This is a genomic window from Streptomyces sp. NPDC006643 (genome assembly GCF_042870175.1).
In the GTDB taxonomy this organism is placed as follows: domain Bacteria; phylum Actinomycetota; class Actinomycetes; order Streptomycetales; family Streptomycetaceae; genus Streptomyces.
Genome location: NZ_JBIAHA010000004.1, coordinates 1 through 19063, shown reverse-complemented (window position 1 = coordinate 19063; position 19063 = coordinate 1). Strand labels below are relative to the sequence as shown.

Below are 19063 nucleotides of genomic sequence, written 5' to 3'. Positions count from 1 at the left end.
TCCTGCGGACCTGCGGAACAGGAGATACGGGGTACGGACCGGGGGCGCCGATCAGGCCGCGCCCCCGGTCGTGCTCGTTCGGCGACGGCCGGACGAACGGGTAACGGGACTCAGCCGCGCGGCACGTCGATCCTGTCGATGTCCGGCGAGTAGCCGTCGCCGCTGTCGAAGGTGATCGTGTTGCTGCCCGCCTTGAGCGTGACCGGCACGCTGATCGAGTCGACCGCCTGCCAGCCGCCGGTGGCCGGGAAGGCCGTCGCGACGGGCGCCTTGCCGTTGGCCGAGACGCCGATCGACCGCGGGTCGCCCGAGGTGTAGGCGACCTTGACCAGATAGCGGCCCGCCTTCTTGACGACGACGTCCGTGAACTGGACCTTGCCGCCGACGTAGAGGTTGCCGACCTTCTTCGAGCCCGAGCACTCGTCGCAGTCGGCGACGGACGCCGAGCCGGTCAGCACATTGCCGGGGGCCTCGGCCTCGTACGCGGTGGTCTTCAGGTCCGACCCCTGCGGGGTGACGGTGAACAGCCGCGAGCCGTGCGCCGGTACGGCCTGGGTGATGCCGTCCTTGTGGCGGCCGAGGCTCTCCCGGTTCCACACGTCACGTACCGACGCCTGGCCGGTGAAGCCGAGCGACTGCCAGTCGGCGGTCACCGGCGAGGCGGAGTCCCCCTGGTTGAACAGGGCGACCGTCCAGGTGCCGTCCGGGTTCCGCGACGCCCACACCTGCTCGTCGCCGACCGAGGTCACGGGCTTCGCCGGCTTCCCCGGCTGCTGGTTGATCTTCAGCACATCGCGGTTGGTCATCAGCGACAGACCGTAGTCGTCGAGCTTGGTGAGGTCGTCGCCGCTGTACAGGGGCGACTTGGCGATCGCCCACAGGGTCATGTAGCTCTGCCGCTCGGCCTTGGTCAGACCGCTCATGTCGGCGTTGCCGACGTTGATCGCGTCCAGGTCGTTCCAGCCACCGGGTCCGGCGTACCGCGTCCAGCCCGGTGTGTCACGCCACCGGTCCTCGACCGAGTTCTCCCACGACACCAGGGTGTTGCAGTAGCACTCGACGTCCGTGTCGACCCGCCAGCCGTTGGACGTGGCCTGCCAGTCCTTGGCGTAGTTGATGTCGAGCGACCAGGAGATCTCCAGATGGATGGGCCGCCCGGTGGACTTGATGGCCTTCTGCCACGCGGCGACGTCCGTGCGGTTGTCGTAGTTGTCACCGCTCTTGAAGGACCCGGGGCCCACTCCGTCGAGCTTCAGGAAGTCGTAACCCCAGTCGGCGATCAGCTGGGCCTGCGAGTCGATGTACTTCTGCGCGCACGGCCGGGAGAAGTCGATCTTGTACGAGCTGTCCCAGCCGTTGGTCGTCCGCAGATCGCTGTGGACGATGTCGCCGGTGGTGCAGTCGTCCGTGTTCCAGATCTTCAGCTTGCCGTCGCCGTACCCCTCCTTCTCCAGACCCACCGGGAGATAGATCCCGGCCTTGAGGCCCTTGCTGTGAATACGGTCCGCGACCGCCTTCATCCCGCTGGGGAAGCGCTCCGTGTTGGTCTTCTGGCGTCCGTACTCGTCGAATTCGGGCGTCCAGTCCCAGCCCCGCCACCAGCCGGCGTCGATGTTGATGTACTCGTACCCGTACTTCTTGAGCTTGGAGGCCAGCGCGTCCGTCTGCTTGTTGACGTTCGCCTCGGTCAGATAGCTGTAGTCGCCGTCCGGGTTCACCCCCGGGTACGACGTGGTCTGGAGGCTCCAGCTGCTCCAGCCCATGTACGGCTTCTCGGCGACGGCGACAGGTGCCCCGCCCCGCGCCGAGGACGGCTGGATCGGTGCCCGGTCGGGGAGTTGGGCCTGCGCCGTCGTCGGTACGGCGGCGGCGAGTCCGGCGGTGACGGCGAGGACGAGCGCGGCGCGCAGAGTTCTCGCGACGGTGCGAGTGGGTGGGCGCATGGGAGGGAGCCTCCTGCTTGTCTGTGAAGGGGAGGTGCGGGGAAGGGGGTACGGGGCGTACGGGGGGAGCTACTTGCCCGCGCCGATCGTCAGACCGCTGATGAACTGGCGCTGGAGCGCGAAGTACACGATCAGCGTGGGAATCGCGGTCATCAGCGCACCGGCCGCGATGAGATTGGGATTGGTGAAGTACTGCCCCTCCAGGCTGGCGAGCGCGGAGGTGACGGGGCGCTTGTCACCGGTTTCGATCAGCACGAGCGGCCAGAAGAAGTCGTTGTAGATCCAGATCGACTCCAGCGTCGCGAGCGCGGCGAACGCCGGCCGGCACAGCGGCAGCACGATCTGGAAGAACTGCCGCCACACGGGCGCCCCGTCCACGAGCGCGGCCTCGGTGATCTCCTTGGGGATCGTCTTCATGTAGTTGCTCAGCACGAAGGTGCAGAAGCCGCACTGGTAGGCGATATGGATGACGATGATGCCCCAGTAGGAGTTGTAGAGCAGGAACGAGTCGCTCATCCAACCGGGCAGGTTCCACTGGAGATACAGCCGGTACAGCGGAGTGATGAGCACCTGGGCGGGGAGCAGATTGCCCGCGGTGAAGAGCATCAGCAGCGCGATGTTCCAGCGGAAGTCGAAGCGCGACACGTAGAAGGCGACCGCGGCGGAGAAGAACAGGGTGCCGAGCACGGCGGGCACGGTGACGAGCACCGAGTTCCAGAAGAAGTGCGCGAGACCCGACTGCGCCCAGGCGTCGGTGAAGTTGTCCAGGCTCAGACCGCGCGGCCAGGACAGATACCCGTTCCGCGCGGTGTCCTCGTACGGCCGCAGCGAGGTGTACATCGCCCAGAGCAGCGGGACCAGCCACAGCAGGGAGATCCCGGCGAGGAAGAGATGGCGGCCGGTCTGGCGGCGCGGACGTGAGCGCTTGCCGGGAGGGGTGTCCTGCGGGGCCCGTGACCGGGCGGCCGGAGGTGTGGCTGTCGCGGTCACGCCTCCTCCTTGTCCTTGCGGAAGTTCTGTACGAGGAAGGTGCAGATGGCGGTCAGCGAGACCAGCAGCATGATCACCGCGATGGCCGAGCCGTAGCCGATATGGCTGGTCTCGCCGACGATGTTGTCGGTGATCAGGAGCGAGAGCAGTTCCATACCCGGCTTGCTGCCGATGCCGCCGCCGAGGACGTACACGATGTCGAAGGCGCGCAGCGACTCCATCGCCGTGACGACGAGGATGACGATGTTGACCGGCTTCAGCGCGGGGAAGACCACGCGCAGGAACGTCTGCCGGCCGTTGGCGCCGTCGAGTGCGGCGGCCTCCTTGAGCGCGGGGTCGAAGCCTTTGAGCCCGGCCAGATAGAGGATCATGATGTAGCCGGTGTGCCGCCACGCGGACGCGACGAGTACGGCCCACAGATTGAGGTCGGGATCGCCGAGCCAGTCGATATGGGTGCCGGGTGACGCGGCACCGATGATGCCGTTGAGCAGACCGTTGTCCGGGTTGTAGATGATCTCCCAGATCAGTCCGACCACCGCGAGGGACAGCACCATGGGCAGGAAGATCGCGGTCTGGTAGATCCGGGTGAAGCGGATCTTCCGGTCGAGCTGGTACGCGAGGAAGATCCCGAACGGCGTCGGCAGCAGCGCGGTGAACAGCAGCCAGATGACGTTGTGCTGGACCGCCGGCCAGAACGGCGGGTAATTGGTGAAGATCTCCCGGTAGTTGGCCAGGCCGATCCAGTCGATGTCGGACAGCGACAGGCCGTCCCAGCTGGTGAAGGAGAGCGCGAAGGAGGCGAGCGCGGGCAGCCAGACGAAGATCAGCAGGGCCAGCAGCGGTATACCGACGATGACGCCGAGGAACAGCCGGTCGCGCAGACCGAGCCGGCGCGGCCTGCGCCGGCGGGCCTCTGCGGGGGGCGCGGCCGGCGTGACCGGTTCCTCCGGTGCTTCGAGTGTGGAAGTCATAGGGGTGGGCGTCCCTCGGGCGGGTCGACGGGGTGGCGGCTCGGGTGTCTCGGGGGTGTCGCGGGGCTCGCGCGTACGGCGGGCGGCGTGCGTGGGACGTTGGACGTCGGGCGTCGGGACCGGCTCAGCCGGAGAAGAAACGCGAGCGCTGCGACTCGATCTTCTTCAGCGTGGCGGCCCCGTCGTCCGGATGGCCGAGCCACTGCGTCAGTCCGGGCAGGACGACGGTGGAGATGAACCCCGGGTCGCTGTCCCGGTCGCCGAACTGGGTGATGTGCTTCGCCGCGCCGATCAGCTCGGCCGACTTCTTCTGGAGGGCGTTGTACGTGCTGGTGTCGGCCTTGCTGTGGACGGCGACATTGCTCGGGTCGACGCCCATGTAGATGCCCTCCGCCTCGGGGCTGCCCAGGAATTCGAGGAACTTCCGGGCGCCTTCCGCGTTCTTGGGCTCACGGCTGAGCATGAAGCCGTCGGTCGGCGCCTCGACGGTCTCCATGCCGTGCGCGGGGTCGATCGTGGGGAACGGGAAGAAGTCGATGTCCTCGCGCAGCGCCGTGTCGGTGATCTGCTGGCCGAGGAAGAGGCCGATGACGGCCATGCCGGACTTCTTGTCGAGCAGCGACTGGGCCGCGTCCTGCCACGAGCGCCCGCCGGCGCCGGGCTGGTAGTACGGGGCGAGTTCGCGCCACAGGTCGAGCACGGTGCTCATCCGCCGGTCGCTCCACGCGACGTCGCCGCGCATCAACTCCATGTGGAAGTCGTAGCCGTTGGCGCGCAGATTCAGATAGTCGAAGGCGCCGAGGATGGACCAGCTGTCGCCGCCGCCGTAACCGGACGCGATGGGCGAGAGCCCGTCCCTCTTCATCTTCTTGGCCAGCGCGACGAACTGCGCCCAGGTGGCCGGCGGTGTGTAGCCGCGCTCCTCGAAGACGCTCTTGCGGTAGAAGACGGCCCACGGGTAGTTGTACAGCGGGACGAAGTAGTACTTGCCGTCGGCGCCCTTGGAGAGCTGCTTCGCGGCCTCGCTGAACCCGGAGCCGATGGTCTCCCACACCTCGTCAATGGGGCTGGCCAGCTTCTTCTGTGCGAAGTACTGCATGCGGTAGCCGGCGAACCAGGTGAACGTGTCGTCCGGGGTGCCCTGGAGATAGCTGGAGATGCTCTTCTGGAAGGTGTCGTGGTCGACCGTGTTGGTCTTGACCTTCAGCTCGGATTCCTTGGTGAAGGCCGCGGTCAGCGCCGCGTAGGCCTTCTTGGGTGTGGCGTCGGCGCCGTTGGAACCGAACGTCACGGTCTTCGGGTCGGCGGCGGGAGGACCGCCGCCGCACGCCGCGAGGGCGGGCCCGGCGAGGGCGACAGCTCCCGCTCCCATCAGCCCGTTGACGACGCTGCGTCGCCTGGGACCACCGGCTGCGGGTATGCGGCTCTGCTGCGTCATCGCTTCTCCTGGATGGTGTCGGACCCGATGAAGGTCTGGATCGCGGTGGCCGCGGCCCCGCGCGCCCACTCCTCGAACGGCAGCGGACGTGTGATCACGTCGCACTGATCGGCGGTACTGAAAGCGGTCGCGGAGAACGCTTCCTTGATCTGGGCGGCGAACAGGTCGTACGCCGCGAGTCCTTCGCCCGAGATGATCACGCGCTCGGGTCCGAGCAGATTCACCACCGAGCCGATCGCCCGGCCGATCGCCGCGCCCGCGTCCGCGTACGCCTCGCGGGCCACCGGGCTGCCGCCGTGCGCCAGTTCGAGCGCCTGCGCGGGGCCGGCCAGCGGCTCGCCCGTGTCACGCCGGATCCGGCGCACGATGGCCGAGTCGGAGGCGATGGCCTCGACGCAGCCCCGGTTGCCGCAGTGACACAGCGGCCCTCGCGGGTCGATGGAGAGATGGCCGATCTCCCCGGCCACCCCGTGCGCCCCGGAGACCACGGTCCCGTTGACGACGAGGCCGCAGCCGATCCCGGCGCCGACGGTGACCAGGGCGAAGTTGGACAGTCCCACTCCGGCGCCGAACCACTGCTCGGCGACCGTCAGCGCCCGTACGTCGTTGTCCACCGTGGTCGGCAGACCGGTCGCCGCCGCCGTGAGTTCGGCCAGCGCGATGTCGCGCCAGTCGAGGAAGGGCGAGTAGCGGACGGCTCCGGCCGCCCGGTCCACATCGCCGGACACCGCGACCGCGAGACCCTGCACCTGGACGCCGAACCCCTCGGCCTCCGTCCTCAGTTCGGCCGTCAGCTCGGCGATCACGGCGATCACGGCAGCGGGCTCACGATCGGTGAGCGGTACGTGGCGGGCCAGCCGGATCCGGCAGCACAGGTCCGCGAGGACCGCGATCACCTCGTCGGCCGTCACCTTCACGCCGATGAACAGGGCCCTGCCGCCGTCCACCCGCACCGGGTTGGCGGGCCGTCCGACAGCCGGCGGCGCGCTGTCGTCGGCGGCCTCGACGAAGTAGCCCGCCGCCATGAGCGGGCGTACGGCCTTGGTCACGGCGGCCGACGAGAGGCCGGTGCGCCGGGAGAGCTCCACCCGGGAGAGCGGACCCTGGGAGAGCACGGTGGTGAAGACCAAGGAGGCGGCGGGGGTGGCCGCCGGAAACGCCTCCACCTGGTCGGTCGTTGACATGGCCGGAAACGTAGGTGAGTTAATTTCCTCTGTCAATAAAAAAAGCAGGAACCCTGCGAAGTAGAAGTTGATCATCCTCCTCCCAGGTAAAAGTTTGTCGGAGCAGGGCACTTGACAGCGGATCAAAGGCCGGGATTGGCTACCTGCCGTCACAGTGCTGCCCCTGAACGTAAGGATCTCCATGCCCCAGATCTCCTGCGCGCCGGACGCCGCCCTGTGGTTGATCAACACCCCGCACACCTCGTACGCGGTGCGGATCGACAGCGGCGGAGCGCCCTGCCATGTGGCCTGGGGCGGCTCGCTGACCCTGGCCGAGGCGGCGGAGATCGCCGCGCGGCAGCCCCCGGCCGACCGCGAGATCAGCAGCTTCGAGGGCCGCCCGCCCGTCGGTGAGGAGTTGCCGGTCGACGGCGGGGCCCGCTACGGCGTGCCCTCGCTCCAGGTCCGGTTCGCCGACGGCACCCGCGCCGTCGAATGGCGGCCCGCGGGCCACGAGATCCGCGAAACCCCCGACGGCGCGGCCGAGTTGGACCTGAACTTCCGCGACCGCCACTATCCGCTCGGTATCGGCCTGCACTACCGCGTGTACGACGACAGCGACGTGATCGAACGCTGGACCACCCTGCGCAACACCGGCACCGACGACATCGTCGTGCTGCGCGCCGACTCGGCGGCCTGGACCCTGCCGCCGCGCGCCGGCCACCGGCTCAGCCATGTCACCGGGCAGTGGGCCGCCGAGACCCAACTCGGGCGCGAGACACTGCCGTTCGGCGAGACCGTACTGACCAGCAGGCGCGGCATATCCAGCCACCACGCCAACCCCTGGGTCATGCTGGACGACGGCGACGCGAGCGAGGATCACGGCCAGGTGTGGAGCGCCGCCCTGGCCTGGAGCGGCAGTTGGCGCATCACCGCCCAGCGCACCGCCTCCGACGGCCGCGCCGGCTTCACCGGCGGCGCCGGACACGACTCCACGACCCTGCGCCTGGGCCCCGGCCGGACCCACACCACGCCGCGCTTCGCCGGGCTGTACACCGACGGCGGCTTCGGCGCGGCGAGCCGCGCCTGGCACGCGTACATCCGCGCCCATGTCCTGCCGCACCCCGACGAGATCCGTCCCGTCCTCTACAACTCCTGGGAAGCCACCGGCTTCGACTTCGACGAGAAGCGCCAACTCGCCCTCGCCGCACGGGCCGCCGAGCTGGGCGCCGAGCTGTATGTCATGGACGACGGCTGGTTCGGCGCCCGGCGTAGCGACCGGGCCGGACTCGGCGACTGGACGCCGTCACCCGACCGCTTCCCCAAGGGCCTCACCCCGCTGGCCGACGAGGTGCACCGGCTCGGCATGCTCTTCGGTCTCTGGGTCGAACCGGAGATGGTCAACGCCGACAGCGACCTCTACCGCGCGCACCCCGACTGGGTCCTGCACTTCCCGCACCGTACGCGTACCGAGCTGCGCAACCAGCTCGTGCTCAACTTCGCCCGGGACGACGTGGCCGACTGGGCCTACGGGTGGCTCACCGCACTCGTCGCCGACAACGGCATCGACTTCCTCAAGTGGGACATGAACCGGTCCTTCAGCGAGGTCGGCCCCGCGAACAGTGGCCCCGACGGTGACGACCGGCTGTGGAGCCGTTACGTGCACAACCTCTACCGCGTCGTCGACCGGCTGCGCGCCGACCACCCCCGGCTGCGTATCGAGGCGTGCAGCGGCGGCGGCGGTCGCGTGGACCTCGGCATCCTGTCCCGTACGGACCAGGCGTGGCCCTCCGACAACACCGACGCGGCCGACCGGATCGGCATCCAGCACGGCTACAGCCAGCTCTACCCGGCCTCGACCATGGCCGCGTGGGTGACCGATGTGCCCAACGAACTCACCGCGCGCACCGTGCCGTTGGCCTTCCGCTTCCATGTCGCGATGGCCGGGGTGCTGGCCGTCGGCGGCGACCTCGCCCGCTGGTCGCGGGAGGAGACCGCCGAGGCGGCCGGGTTCGTGGCCGCGTACAAGCAGGTCCGCCATCTGGTGCAGCACGGGATCCAGCACCGGCTGCGGGCGCCGGTGGACGACGGCCCCACCGTCGTCCAGTACACGTCGCCCGACCGGGCGGAGGCCCTGGTGCTCGCCTGGCAGCGGGCGCCGCGCCGGGGGCGCCCGGAGCTGCCCGTCCCGCTCGCCGGACTCGAACCGGCCGCCGTCTACCGGGACGTGGCGACCGGGGTGTCGCACCACGCGACCGTTCTGACGGCGCACGGACTGCCACTGGAGCTGCCGGCGGGGGACTGGGCCAGTACGGCGATCCATCTGAGGCGGGTATCGGACTGACGGGCCCGCTCATCGGACGCGTACACGGGGCGCGTACCCGGGCGCGTGCTCCGGCGTACATGCTCCCGGCGTATGCAGCGGCGCCGCTATTGGTCTGGACCGTGCTATTGCCCTCGAACCGGTCGAAGTCCAAGCTCGCCTCATGGAGCTGGAGTTGCGGCATCTCAAGACGATACGGGCGATAGCCGACGCGGGCAGCCTCACCAAGGCCGCATCCGCGCTCGGCCTCGCCCAGCCGGCCCTCAGCGCGCAGCTGAAGCGGATCGAAAGCACGCTGGGCGGGCGGCTGTTCGACCGTGGACGGCACGGCGTGCGTACGACACCGCTCGGCGAACTCGTCCTGGCACGCGCCAAGATCGTGCTGCCCGCCGTGTCCGAACTCCAGCAGGACGCCGTCCGGTTCGCCCGTACCTCGCAGGAGAGCCGCCGCTTCCGCCTCGGCGGCACCCACGGCCCGCTCCTCGGCGGACTTGTCGACCGGCTCGTCTCCGCCCACCCCGGCGTTCCCGTCACCACGTACACCACATGGTCCGAACGGGAGATCGCCACCTCGGTCGCCGAGGGCCGGATCGACTACGCGCTGATCGGCTGCTGCGGAGCGAGCGCGCCGCCCGACGGCGAACGGCTGGAGTGGCGCGAAATCGCCAGCGACCCCGTCTTCGTGATGCTCGCCGCCGGTCACCCGCTGGCCGGCCGCCAGGAGATCGGACTCGCCGAACTCGCCGACGAGGCATGGACCGACGTACCCGGCGACGGCTGTTTCAGCGACTGCTTCACCGCCGCCTGCGCCCGCGCGGGCTTCACCCCCACGAGCGTGTACGAGACCGACACCGCCTCCTGCGTCCATCTCGTCCAGGTCGGCCGCGCCGTCGGACTCTGCCGCGCCACTTTCCCCACCACCTCCGGACTGGTCACCCGGCCGCTGGCCGGCACCCCGCTGAGCTGGCGTCATCTGCTCGGCTGGCACCCGGCGGCGCGGGCCGCCGACAGCGCGCCCGCCGTCTACGAGGAGGCACGCGCCGCCCACGCCCAGGCGGCGGAGCGCAGCGAGAGCTACGCGGACTGGCTCGACGGCGGGCACGGCCCTCTCGCCTCACTGCCGCCCGGCACCCTCCGCCCGGTGGGGGCCGCCTTCCATAACGCCGTGCAGAGGGAGAACTGGCATCTTATGAACGGCAGTTGACCACTCCTACGGTTTCGGTACCTCCCCACCCGCTCCCCGCACCGAAACCGAGGAGACTCCCCATGCGCACACCCATGCCCGCGCTCCACCGACACAGACCCGCCGCGAGCGCCTGCGCCGCGCTCGCCGCCATCGGCGCACTCGTACTGGCCGGACTGCCGGGCACCGCGTCGGCCCGCACCGCCGACACCGCCGGCAACGCGAGCCCCGTCGACACGGTGGCCGTCGCCGACGCCACGCCCGCGCTGCTGAGCGCGATGGCGCGCGACCTCGGGCTCACCCACGCCCAGGCCCGTGACCGGCTCGCCAACGAGGCGCGCGCGGGCGCGACCGCCGGCCGGCTCCGCCTCGCACTCGGCGACGCCTACGCCGGCGCCTGGGTACGGGGCGCCGAATCCGCCGGGCTCACCGTCGCCACCACCGACCCCGCCGACATCCCCGCCATCGAGGCCCAGGGCGCGCGGGCAACCGTCGTACCGCACTCACTCGCCGCACTCGAAGCCGCGTCGACCGCCGCGGACCGGGCCGCCTCCCGAACCGCCGCCCTACCCACGGCGGTCGACGCTCCCGTCCGGTACGTCGACGTCCGCACCAACACCCTGGTCGTCCAGGCCGTCCGGCCCGCCGCCGCACACGACCTCATCGCCGCCGCCGGAATCGACCGCGCCCTCGTCCGCGTCGAGAGATCCGCCGACCGGCCCCGGCCGCTCCACGACATCCGGGGCGGCGACGCGTACTACATGAACGGCAGCGGCCGGTGCTCCGTCGGCTTCGCCATCACCAAGGGCACCCAGCAGGGCTTCGCCACCGCCGGCCACTGCGGTCGCCCCGGCACCACCACCAGCGGCTTCAACCAGGTCGCGCAGGGCTCCTTCCAGGCCTCCACCTTCCCCGGCCGCGACACCGCCTGGGTCGCCACCAACAGCAACTGGACCTCCACCCCGTACGTCAAGGGCCAGGGCGGCGACGTCCAGGTCACCGGCTCCACCCAGTCACCCGTGGGCGCCTCGGTCTGCCGGTCGGGCTCCACCACCGGCTGGCACTGCGGCGTCATCCAGCAGCACAACACCAGCGTCACCTACCCCGAAGGCACCATTTCCGGGGTGACCCGCACCACCGTCTGCGCCGAACCCGGCGACTCCGGCGGCTCCTACATCTCCGGCAGCCAGGCCCAGGGCGTCACCTCCGGCGGCTCCGGCAACTGCTCGTCCGGCGGCACGACCTTCTACCAGCCCATCAACCCGCTACTCCAGGCGTACGCCCTGACGCTCAAGACCACCACGGGACCCGGCCCCGGCGACCCCGGTGAGCCGGGCGGGACATGGGCCGCGGGCACCGTCTACGCGGCGGGCGCGCAGGTCACCTACGGCGGCGCCACCTACCGGTGCCTCCAGGCCCACCAGGCACAGCCCGGCTGGCAGCCCCCGAACGTCCCCGCGCTCTGGCAGCAGATGTGACGTGAACACAGGGGCCCGGCCAAGGCCCGGTGTTTCAGGGCACATCGAGCGGCAACACGAACCTCATGAATGAGGACAGCGAAGCGAACAGGAACGTGAACGGTACGGCGGCGAAGGTCGGCGCGCACATCGAGTCGGCTGCCGCCAAGGGGCGCCAGAGCACCGGCGACGCCGTGGACCGTGCCAGGACGAACTCGGCGCTCGCGGCCTCCAAGGCCAAATCCTCCGCGCGAGCGGCGGAGAAATCCGCCGAAGCGGGTGTGCGATCGGCCGGCGAGGCGACCAAACGTGCCGCCACCGCCGGCTGGGCGAGCGGCCGGCAGGCCGTCGCGTCGACGGCGGGCAAGGCGGCCACCAAGGCCACCGTCGCGTGGACCGTCGTCAAACACCGCAAGATCGTGGCGGCGGGAGCCGCCGCGGGTGTCGTCGGCCTGGCCGGCGGTGCCTTCGCCCTCGGGCGGCAGACGGCCAAGCCGCGGGGTCCCCTCTCCCGGCTGACCGGCGGCAGGATCTGACAACGGCGAAACCGCACCACGGAGGGCCGACGGCACTGCCGTCGGCCCTCCATTCCGTCCTCACCCCGCCCCTCACCCCGGCCCCGCGCCACAGTCGTGTCACCCACCCGGACGCTCTCCGGAACCGTACGATCAGGACCGCTATACGGTGATCACATCATCACCGTCCCTTTCGGTCCCTGGATGACGCGATGTGCTGGAGCGCGACCGCCGACCTCACCGCGGGTGTCTGTATCAGCGCGATCGGAGTGGCCTGCGTCGCGCGGGTACGCCGGATCCGCGATCTGCCGCTCGCCGCACTGCCCCTGCTGCTCGGCGCCCACCAGATCGTCGAAGCCGTCGTATGGGACTCGGGCGGCGGCGAGGGACCCGCCACCACCGCGTGGGCCGTCATCGCGATGCCCCTGCTGGCGCTCTGGGTCCCGCTGGCCGTACTGCTCGCCTCACCACCGGGCTCCCGCCGCCGGCTCGCCGTGCCCCTCGCCGCAGGCGTCGCCACCGCCGCCGTGCTCTCCTACTACCTCGCCACCCGGGCGGTGACGGCCGACATCCGGGGCCACACCATCGGTTACGCCGTCCATCTGCCGCAACCGGAGATCGTCGTGGCCGGCTATCTCCTCGCCACCATCGGGGCACTGCTGCTCTCCGCCGACCGGACGGTGCGGTTCCTCGGTGTCCTGGTCGCCGTGGGGGCGGTGATCTGCGCGGTGGTCTGGCGGCTGGAGTTCGTCTCGACCTGGTGCGCCTTCGCCGCGCTCGCCTCCGTCGTCATGCTCGGCTGGGCCTGGCGCCGTGGCGAAGGCCCCCGGCCGGCGGTCTGAGACCTCACGGCCGACGCGCGACCACCACACGACCGCGCGGGCTTCCGTCCGGCAGCCGCCCGAGCGCGTCGAGCGCGACGAGATCCACCTCGAAGCCCGTACGGGTCAACTCGTCGACCACGTCGGCGAGGCGGAAGGTGCGGTAATACATGACGAACGGCGGGCGCCACACGGCGTTGCGCGCCCGCATCACCGCGTCGAACCCCCAGAGCGTCCAGTACAGCCCCGAGCCGACACGCGGCGGCGCGAGCACCGGGAAGACGAAAACCCCGCCGGGCCGCAGGACTTCACGCACCCGGGTGAAGAGCGCGGGCCGCTCCGCCGGCAGGAAGTGGCCGAACGCGCCGAAACTCACGGCCACGTCGAAGGCGGCGCCGAAAGGAAGGGCGCGGGCGTCGGCCCGTACGAGATCGACGGCGGGCCCGCCCGTACGGTCCCCGTTCGAACCGGCCCTGTCCGGCCCCTCTTTGGGCAGCAGGGTGGATCTGGCCGTGGCGAGCATGCCGGCGCTGAAGTCGACCCCGGTGACCCGCTCGACACACACCTCCCGCAGGACGTCCAGACCCGCTCCTGTCCCGCAGCAGATGTCCAGTCCGGCCCGGAAGGGGCCGAGCGCCCCGAGTGCGTCGGCCACGCCGTCCAGCACGCTGTCCGGAGTGCGGAACGGGGTCAGGTCGAACTTCGGGGCGAGCAGGTCGTAACCGCGCTCGGTCGACGAGAGCGCCTGCACGGTCAGTTCGCGAAGGGTCGGGCCCTGTGGGGTGAACATCACCCTCAGCCTACCGACAGTTCCGACACGCGACGGGGGCAGGGGACATTCTCGGACGCTTCCCTCTCCTGGGGGACATAACGCGGCGCCCGGCACGCGGTCACTGCACTGTGCGGGTGTTGTCGGACGTCACGCTTGATCGTTTCTGTGGTCTGAAAGCGAGGAGACGTGTAGCGTCAGCTTCAGCTGTCGTGGTTCCGAAGTACTTTGTCGCCCGTGATCACAGTCGCGGGCGATTCGGCTGTTCAACGTCTCTGAGGACCAGGGCGATCACCTCCGGTTCCCGCACGGTGCGGGGACCGTAATGAGTCCTTTGGAGGACACATGGCCAGCGGTACCGTCAAGTGGTTCAACTCGGAAAAAGGCTTCGGTTTCATTGAGCAGGACGGTGGAGGCCCCGACGTCTTCGCCCACTACTCCAACATCGCCACCCAGGGCTTCCGTGAGCTCCAGGAGGGCCAGAAGGTGACCTTCGAGGTCACGCAGGGTCAGAAGGGCCCCCAGGCGGAGAACATCGTCCCCGCCTAGGGCACCTCGCCCAGGGACACCACCACGTGTGTCCACCAGCGCCCCGGCAGCGTCCTGCCGGGGCGCTGGTGCGTATGACGACGTATCAGGAAGTAGTAACCAAAGAGGTGTAGTAAGTGCTCAGGCTGCCCAGGTAGCCCGGATCCCTGGTGTCGTGGTCGCGCTCGAACACCGGAGCGCCCTTGACGGTCGACTTCGTACAGCCGACCTGGATCACCCGCGCGGCCGGATCGATCGAGGTCACCAGCCCGGCGGGAATGACGAGGCTCTTTCCGAAGACCCACATCCCGGTGTCCACCACCAGGTGCTCGAACGGGGAGTCCTCGGACTGTCTGTCCACACTGCCCACCGTCCCGTCGGTCGCATGGACGCTGTAACCGGTGAGGTCCATACCCGGCACATGGCCCGACTCGACCGCGAATACCCACATGTCACCCATCCCGGCCCTCACTCTTGTTCGACGGTCGCGGCGACATCGCCGCTCAAGGTGCACTTGCCCCCCGGGCCCGCCGAGCAACCACGCATGGTTCAGCAAGCTGTTACCCGATGGACCGCCGCCGTGCGGCCACTCCGGCAGAAGTACCATCGCGGGCAACGGGGGAGGCCATGCTGAGGCCATCCACAGGAAGCGAGCCATTCATGTCCGGCAGTGCCGTCACCGAGTTCACAAGCGTCCAGTCCCAGTACGAGGTCCAGATCGCCGGCGATCTGGAGCGCAACGAAGCGGAGCAGAAACGTCTCCGTGCCGAGATCGACACCCTTCAGGGCCAGTTGGACACGCTGGAGCGGGACCACGCTCTGCTGCTGGGCGTGCAGCGGGTGTTCGCCGAAGGCGCCGGGTCCGGCGCCGCGCGCGCGGCGAAGGCGGCCGGGGCACGGACGGCGAAGCGCGCCCCGAAGACACCGGACAGGGCCGGCGGGAAGGCCGCTGCCAAGAAGGCGTCCGCGAAGGCCTCGCCGAAGGCCAGAACCACCGAGAAGCAGCCCAGCCTCGCCCAGTTGCTCGGCACGCTGCTGGCCGCGCACGGCGAGCCCCGCTCGGCCGCGGAGATCTCGGCCGAACTCGCCGCGGACCATCCGGCGCGCAACTCCAACATCAACGTGGTGCGCAACGCGCTGGAACTGCTCGTCGCCAAGTCCGAGGCCCATCGCAGCAAGCAGAACAAGTCCGTCTTCTACACCCACGCGGGACGAGGCGCCGCCGTGCCCGCGCCGCGCGCCGACGCCACCCAGGCTCCGGCCCCGGCATCGGAGTGATCGGGCGGCACATGGATCAGCGACGGACAGGGGCGGCGGGCTCATGCGGCGCATCGCGCAGGTGATCAGGGTGCGGCCGGAGAAGCTGGCCGAGTACCGGGAGCTGCACCGGGCCGTACCGGAGCCCGTACTGGCCCGGCTGCGGGCCGCCCATATCGCCAACTACTCGATCCATCTGCTCGGCGACCGGCTCTTCGGCTACTTCGAATACCACGGCGACGACCTGACCGCCGATCTCGCGGCGATCGCCGGCGACGAGGCGACCCAGGAGTGGTGGAAGCTGACCGACCCCTGCCAGGAGAAGGTCCCCGAGGCCGGGCCCGACGACTGGTGGACCCCCATGGAGCAGGTCTTCCTCATGGAGTAGCCGTACGGCGCCCCGGTGCCCGTGTCCGCGCCGGAACCACCCCTGACCGGGCGGTCGGGGGTGGTGAGCAGCGCCACCCCGGGAACAGGCGCCGTCTCGGACATCCCTTCCATAACATCGAACGGGTGACCTTCAGCCTGGGACCAGGCGGTGAAAGGGTGTCCCCGTAGGACGCACCACGCGTCACGCGAGACACCCACGTCACACGCATGACCGGACCGAAGTTCAGTACGAGAGGCACCCGTGATCCCGAACACCCTCGACACCCCCGGCGGCCATCTGTCAGGGCCGGCCCCCGACTGGTGGCGCGAGGCCGTCGTCTACCAGGTTTACGTCCCGAGCTTCGCCGACGCGGACGGCGACGGGATCGGCGATCTCCGCGGGATCACGGACCGGCTCGACCATCTCGCCGGACTCGGCGTCGACGCCCTGTGGCTCACCCCCTTCTACCCCTCGCCCTGGACCGACGCCGGCTACGACGTCTCGGACTACCGGGGCGTCGACCCCCGGCACGGCACCCTCGACGACTTCCGCCACCTCGTACGGCGCGCCCACGGCCTCGGCCTCAAGGTCATCGTCGACGTCGTGCCCAACCACTGCTCCGACCAGCACCCCTGGTTCGTGGAAGCCCTCGCCTCACCGCCCGGCTCACCGGCCAGGGACCGCTTCATCTTCCGCGAGGGGCGGGGCCCGGACGGGAGCCTGCCGCCGGCCGACTGGAAGTCGAAATTCGGCGGCGGCGCCTGGACGCGCGTGCCGGACGGCCAGTGGTACATGCACATCTTCTCCGCCGAGCAGCCCGACCTGAACTGGGAGAACTCGGACGTCCTCGCCGACTTCGAGGGCATCCTGCGCTTCTGGCTCGACCTCGGGGCCGACGGCTTCCGCGTCGACGTCGCCCACGGCCTGCGCAAGGACCTCGTGGAGCCCCTGCGGGACACCGGGGGACGCGACTCCGCCTCCCTCAACTCCCCGACCGAGGGAGAGGACCACCCCTTCTGGGACCGCGACGAGGTCCACGAGATATACCGGGCCTGGCGCAAGATCATCGACTCCTACGCGCCTCCCCGGATCACCGTCGCCGAAGCGGGCGTCAGCGCGGCCCGGCTGCCCCTCTACACCCGCCCCGACGAGCTCCACCAGGCATTCAACTTCTTCCATCTGCGCTGTCCCTGGGACGCCGAGGAGTTCAGGAAGGTCATCGACACCTCCCTCAGCGGCGCCCGAGCGGTCGGCACCCTGCCCACCTGGGTGCTCTCCAACCACGACGTCGTACGCCACCGCACCCGCTACGCCCTTCCCCAGGGCATCGACTACCGCGCCTGGCTGTCCGGCGGCGGCACCGACCCCGCACCCGACGACGCCCTCGGTGACCGGCGGTCCAGGGCCGCCGCGCTCCTGACCCTCGCCCTGCCCGGCAGCGCCTACCTCTACCAGGGCGAGGAGCTCGGCCTCCCCGAGGTCTTCGACCTGCCCGACGACGCGCTGCGCGACCCCATGTGGGAGCGGACCGGACGCACCACCCGGGGCCGCGACGGCTGCCGTATCCCGCTTCCGTGGACCCGCTCCGGCGGCAGCCACGGCTTCGGACCGGGCGGCAGCTGGCTCCCGCAGCCGGCCGGCTGGGGCGAGTACGCGGTCGACGTCCAGACCGGCCGGCCGGACTCCTTCCTGGAGCTGTACCGCACGGCCCTGTCCGTACGCACCCGCTTCCGGGGCGACGAGTCGTTCGGCTGGCTGCCCGCCCGCGACGGCGAACTCGCCTTCCGCAAGGGCCGGTTCGAATGCCGGATCAATCTCTCCGGGACACCCCTGCCGCTGCCGGACGGCACCGTGCTGCTCGCCAGCGACAGCCTGGAGGGGGACATGCTCGCCCCTGACACCGCCGTGTGGACAGCGGTGTCCGGCGGCTGATCGATCCGTCGGCGCGATCGACGTGATCGGCGCGATCGGCGTGAACGTCGCGATCGGTGTCAACGGCCTGAACGATGTGATCGGCATGACGGGCGCGACGGGCATGATCGGTGACTCCTTTCCGTCCTCGTACATGCACAACGTGTGAGCGTCGGCCAGCGCTCCGTACGAGGGGTCACCCGAATGGCTGAATCCGCCGACCGATTTGCCTGGAGCCCAGCGGGGCGTGTGGGGCGCCCCTTTGTCCCCCGGACGGGTCAAAGGGGCGTTTCCCCTGGTTGCCGCCCGCCGTCAGCAGGTGCCGCATGGAGATACGCGAGTCAGCCGACGTGCGGGGATACCGGACCCCGCCGGCTCGCCGCCAAGGAGTGATCACTGATGGCAGCCGACGATGTCTTCCACCACGTGGGTGAACTCACCGGCCTGACCGCCTACGACGCCGCCGGGGAGAAGATAGGCAGTGTCGAGCAGGCGTACCTGGACAACGAGACAGGCCGCGCCGAGTGGGTGACGGTCAAGACCGGCATGTTCGGGATGAAGGAGTCCTTCGTGCCCCTGTCGGGCGCGACCCGCGACGCGAACGGTCTCCGGTTCCCGCACGCCAAGGAACTGGTCAAGGAAGCCCCCCGGATGGACGCCGACGAGCACCTCGACGTCGCCCAGGAGCAGGAGCTGTACGACCACTACGGCCTCACCCGCCCCGCCGGGCGCAGCGGCGGGACACCGGGTATGAGCCCCGCCCCCGGCAACGCCGCGAAGGACAAGGACACCACGATGGACCAGGACACCGCGAGCGGTAACGGCGCGCAGGGCCGTACCGACACCGCCAAGGCCGCGACCCCTCCCGCCACCGGTCGCGGCGACGAGGAAATGGTGCGTTCGGAGGAGCGGCTCCGGGTCGGCACCGAGGAGCACGAGTCCGGCCGGGCGCGGCTCCGGAAGGTCGTGGTGACCGAGAACGTCACGACCACCGTGCCGATCACCCACGAAGAGGTCCGCGTCGTGCGCGAGCCCATCAAGCCGGGCGACCGGACGATCGGCCGGTCCCCCATGGGCAACGCCGAGACCGAGGTGATCCTGCACGCCGAGGAGGCGGTCGTCCGTAAGGAGGCCGTGCCGGTGGAGCGCGTGCACCTGGAGACCGAGAAGGTCACCGAGCAGAAGGAGGTGTCGGCCGACGTCCGCAAGGAGCAGGTCGAGTACGACGCCCCCGGACAGGACGACCGGCGACGCGGTGGCGGGCGCGGTCCCAGCCACTGAGCGGCGGCGCGGTCCGGCACTTTCGAGAACCGCACGTCGGGGGGGGGGGGGGGGGGGGGGGGGGGGGGGGGGGGGCGCCGGGGCGGGGGGGGGGGGGGGCCCCCCCCCCCCGCCGGGCACCTCAGCGCCGCCTGACCTTCACC

The 19063-nt window shown here is 70.3% G+C and carries 18 protein-coding genes; 11 read left to right on the top strand and 7 right to left on the bottom strand.

The features are described 5' to 3' along the window. Nucleotides 1-110: 110 nt before the first annotated feature. The 5 genes from ACFYNU_RS06885 to ACFYNU_RS06865 form a co-directional block, all read right to left on the bottom strand. On the bottom strand, nt 111-1943 hold the full coding sequence (locus ACFYNU_RS06885; RefSeq protein WP_356584924.1) for a carbohydrate-binding protein: 1833 nt from the start codon (nt 1941-1943) through the stop codon (nt 111-113). 69 nt (nt 1944-2012) lie between these two features. Beyond that, nucleotides 2013-2933 carry a carbohydrate ABC transporter permease gene (locus ACFYNU_RS06880; RefSeq protein WP_388765381.1) on the bottom strand — a complete coding sequence of 307 codons (921 nt, stop codon included), beginning with the start codon at nt 2931-2933 and terminating at the stop codon, nt 2013-2015. After that, nucleotides 2930-3904, bottom strand: a complete 975-nt coding sequence (locus ACFYNU_RS06875; protein WP_356584923.1) for a sugar ABC transporter permease — start codon at nt 3902-3904, stop codon at nt 2930-2932. Before ACFYNU_RS06875 ends, ACFYNU_RS06880 begins: the two co-directional genes overlap by 4 nt. 124 nt (nt 3905-4028) lie before the next feature. After that, entirely contained in the window at nt 4029-5342 is a 1314-nt protein-coding gene (locus ACFYNU_RS06870; RefSeq protein ID WP_356584922.1) for an ABC transporter substrate-binding protein, read from the bottom strand. Beyond that, nucleotides 5339-6526 (bottom strand): ROK family transcriptional regulator, encoded by a 1188-nt coding sequence (locus tag ACFYNU_RS06865; protein WP_356584921.1) that lies wholly within the window; start codon nt 6524-6526, stop codon nt 5339-5341. Before ACFYNU_RS06865 ends, ACFYNU_RS06870 begins: the two co-directional genes overlap by 4 nt. Nucleotides 6527-6707: 181 nt before the next feature. Here ACFYNU_RS06865 and ACFYNU_RS06860 point away from each other — a divergent pair, with 181 nt between their 5' ends. The 5 genes from ACFYNU_RS06860 to ACFYNU_RS06840 all read left to right on the top strand — a co-directional run bounded on the left by ACFYNU_RS06860 (nt 6708) and on the right by ACFYNU_RS06840 (nt 12825). Continuing rightward, the gene (locus ACFYNU_RS06860; protein WP_356584920.1) at nt 6708-8849 is read left to right on the top strand and encodes an alpha-galactosidase; all 2142 of its coding nucleotides are present in this window, start codon (nt 6708-6710) and stop codon (nt 8847-8849) included. A 142-nt stretch (nt 8850-8991) separates the two neighbouring features. Further along, a complete protein-coding gene (locus ACFYNU_RS06855) occupies nt 8992-10032 on the top strand; it encodes a LysR family transcriptional regulator (protein ID WP_356584919.1) in 1041 nt (346 codons plus the stop codon). Between the two features lie 62 nt (nt 10033-10094). After that, the gene (locus tag ACFYNU_RS06850; protein WP_388765374.1) at nt 10095-11489 is read left to right on the top strand and encodes a carbohydrate-binding protein; all 1395 of its coding nucleotides are present in this window, start codon (nt 10095-10097) and stop codon (nt 11487-11489) included. Between the two features lie 65 nt (nt 11490-11554). Beyond that, complete coding sequence (locus tag ACFYNU_RS06845; RefSeq protein ID WP_356584918.1) at nt 11555-12004, top strand: hypothetical protein; 450 nt, start codon at nt 11555-11557, stop codon at nt 12002-12004. A gap of 191 nt (nt 12005-12195) precedes the next feature. After that, nucleotides 12196-12825: a DUF6629 family protein gene (locus ACFYNU_RS06840; RefSeq protein ID WP_356584917.1), complete on the top strand. Its 630-nt coding sequence runs from the start codon at nt 12196-12198 to the stop codon at nt 12823-12825. A 4-nt stretch (nt 12826-12829) separates the two neighbouring features. Here the strand turns inward: ACFYNU_RS06840 and ACFYNU_RS06835 are convergent, their stop codons facing one another. Next, entirely contained in the window at nt 12830-13594 is a 765-nt protein-coding gene (locus ACFYNU_RS06835) for a class I SAM-dependent methyltransferase (protein ID WP_356584916.1), read from the bottom strand. A gap of 324 nt (nt 13595-13918) precedes the next feature. Here ACFYNU_RS06835 and ACFYNU_RS06830 point away from each other — a divergent pair, with 324 nt between their 5' ends. Next, on the top strand, nt 13919-14122 hold the full coding sequence (locus ACFYNU_RS06830) for a cold-shock protein (protein ID WP_023543681.1): 204 nt from the start codon (nt 13919-13921) through the stop codon (nt 14120-14122). Between the two features lie 85 nt (nt 14123-14207). Here ACFYNU_RS06830 and ACFYNU_RS06825 read toward each other — a convergent pair whose 3' ends face one another. Then, entirely contained in the window at nt 14208-14552 is a 345-nt protein-coding gene (locus tag ACFYNU_RS06825) for a PRC-barrel domain containing protein (protein ID WP_356584915.1), read from the bottom strand. 209 nt (nt 14553-14761) lie between these two features. Here ACFYNU_RS06825 and ACFYNU_RS06820 point away from each other — a divergent pair, with 209 nt between their 5' ends. The 5 genes from ACFYNU_RS06820 to ACFYNU_RS06800 all read left to right on the top strand — a co-directional run bounded on the left by ACFYNU_RS06820 (nt 14762) and on the right by ACFYNU_RS06800 (nt 18920). After that, a complete protein-coding gene (locus tag ACFYNU_RS06820; RefSeq protein WP_356584914.1) occupies nt 14762-15379 on the top strand; it encodes a hypothetical protein in 618 nt (205 codons plus the stop codon). Between the two features lie 43 nt (nt 15380-15422). Further along, a complete protein-coding gene (locus ACFYNU_RS06815) occupies nt 15423-15746 on the top strand; it encodes an L-rhamnose mutarotase (RefSeq protein ID WP_356584913.1) in 324 nt (107 codons plus the stop codon). Nucleotides 15747-15989: 243 nt separating this feature from the next. Further along, a complete protein-coding gene (locus tag ACFYNU_RS06810; protein ID WP_356584912.1) occupies nt 15990-17660 on the top strand; it encodes a glycoside hydrolase family 13 protein in 1671 nt (556 codons plus the stop codon). A 22-nt stretch (nt 17661-17682) separates the two neighbouring features. Next, nucleotides 17683-17808 carry a hypothetical protein gene (locus ACFYNU_RS06805; protein ID WP_356584911.1) on the top strand — a complete coding sequence of 42 codons (126 nt, stop codon included), beginning with the start codon at nt 17683-17685 and terminating at the stop codon, nt 17806-17808. Between the two features lie 230 nt (nt 17809-18038). Then, the gene (locus tag ACFYNU_RS06800; RefSeq protein WP_356584910.1) at nt 18039-18920 is read left to right on the top strand and encodes a PRC and DUF2382 domain-containing protein; all 882 of its coding nucleotides are present in this window, start codon (nt 18039-18041) and stop codon (nt 18918-18920) included. The last annotated feature ends 143 nt before the right edge of the window (nt 18921-19063 follow it).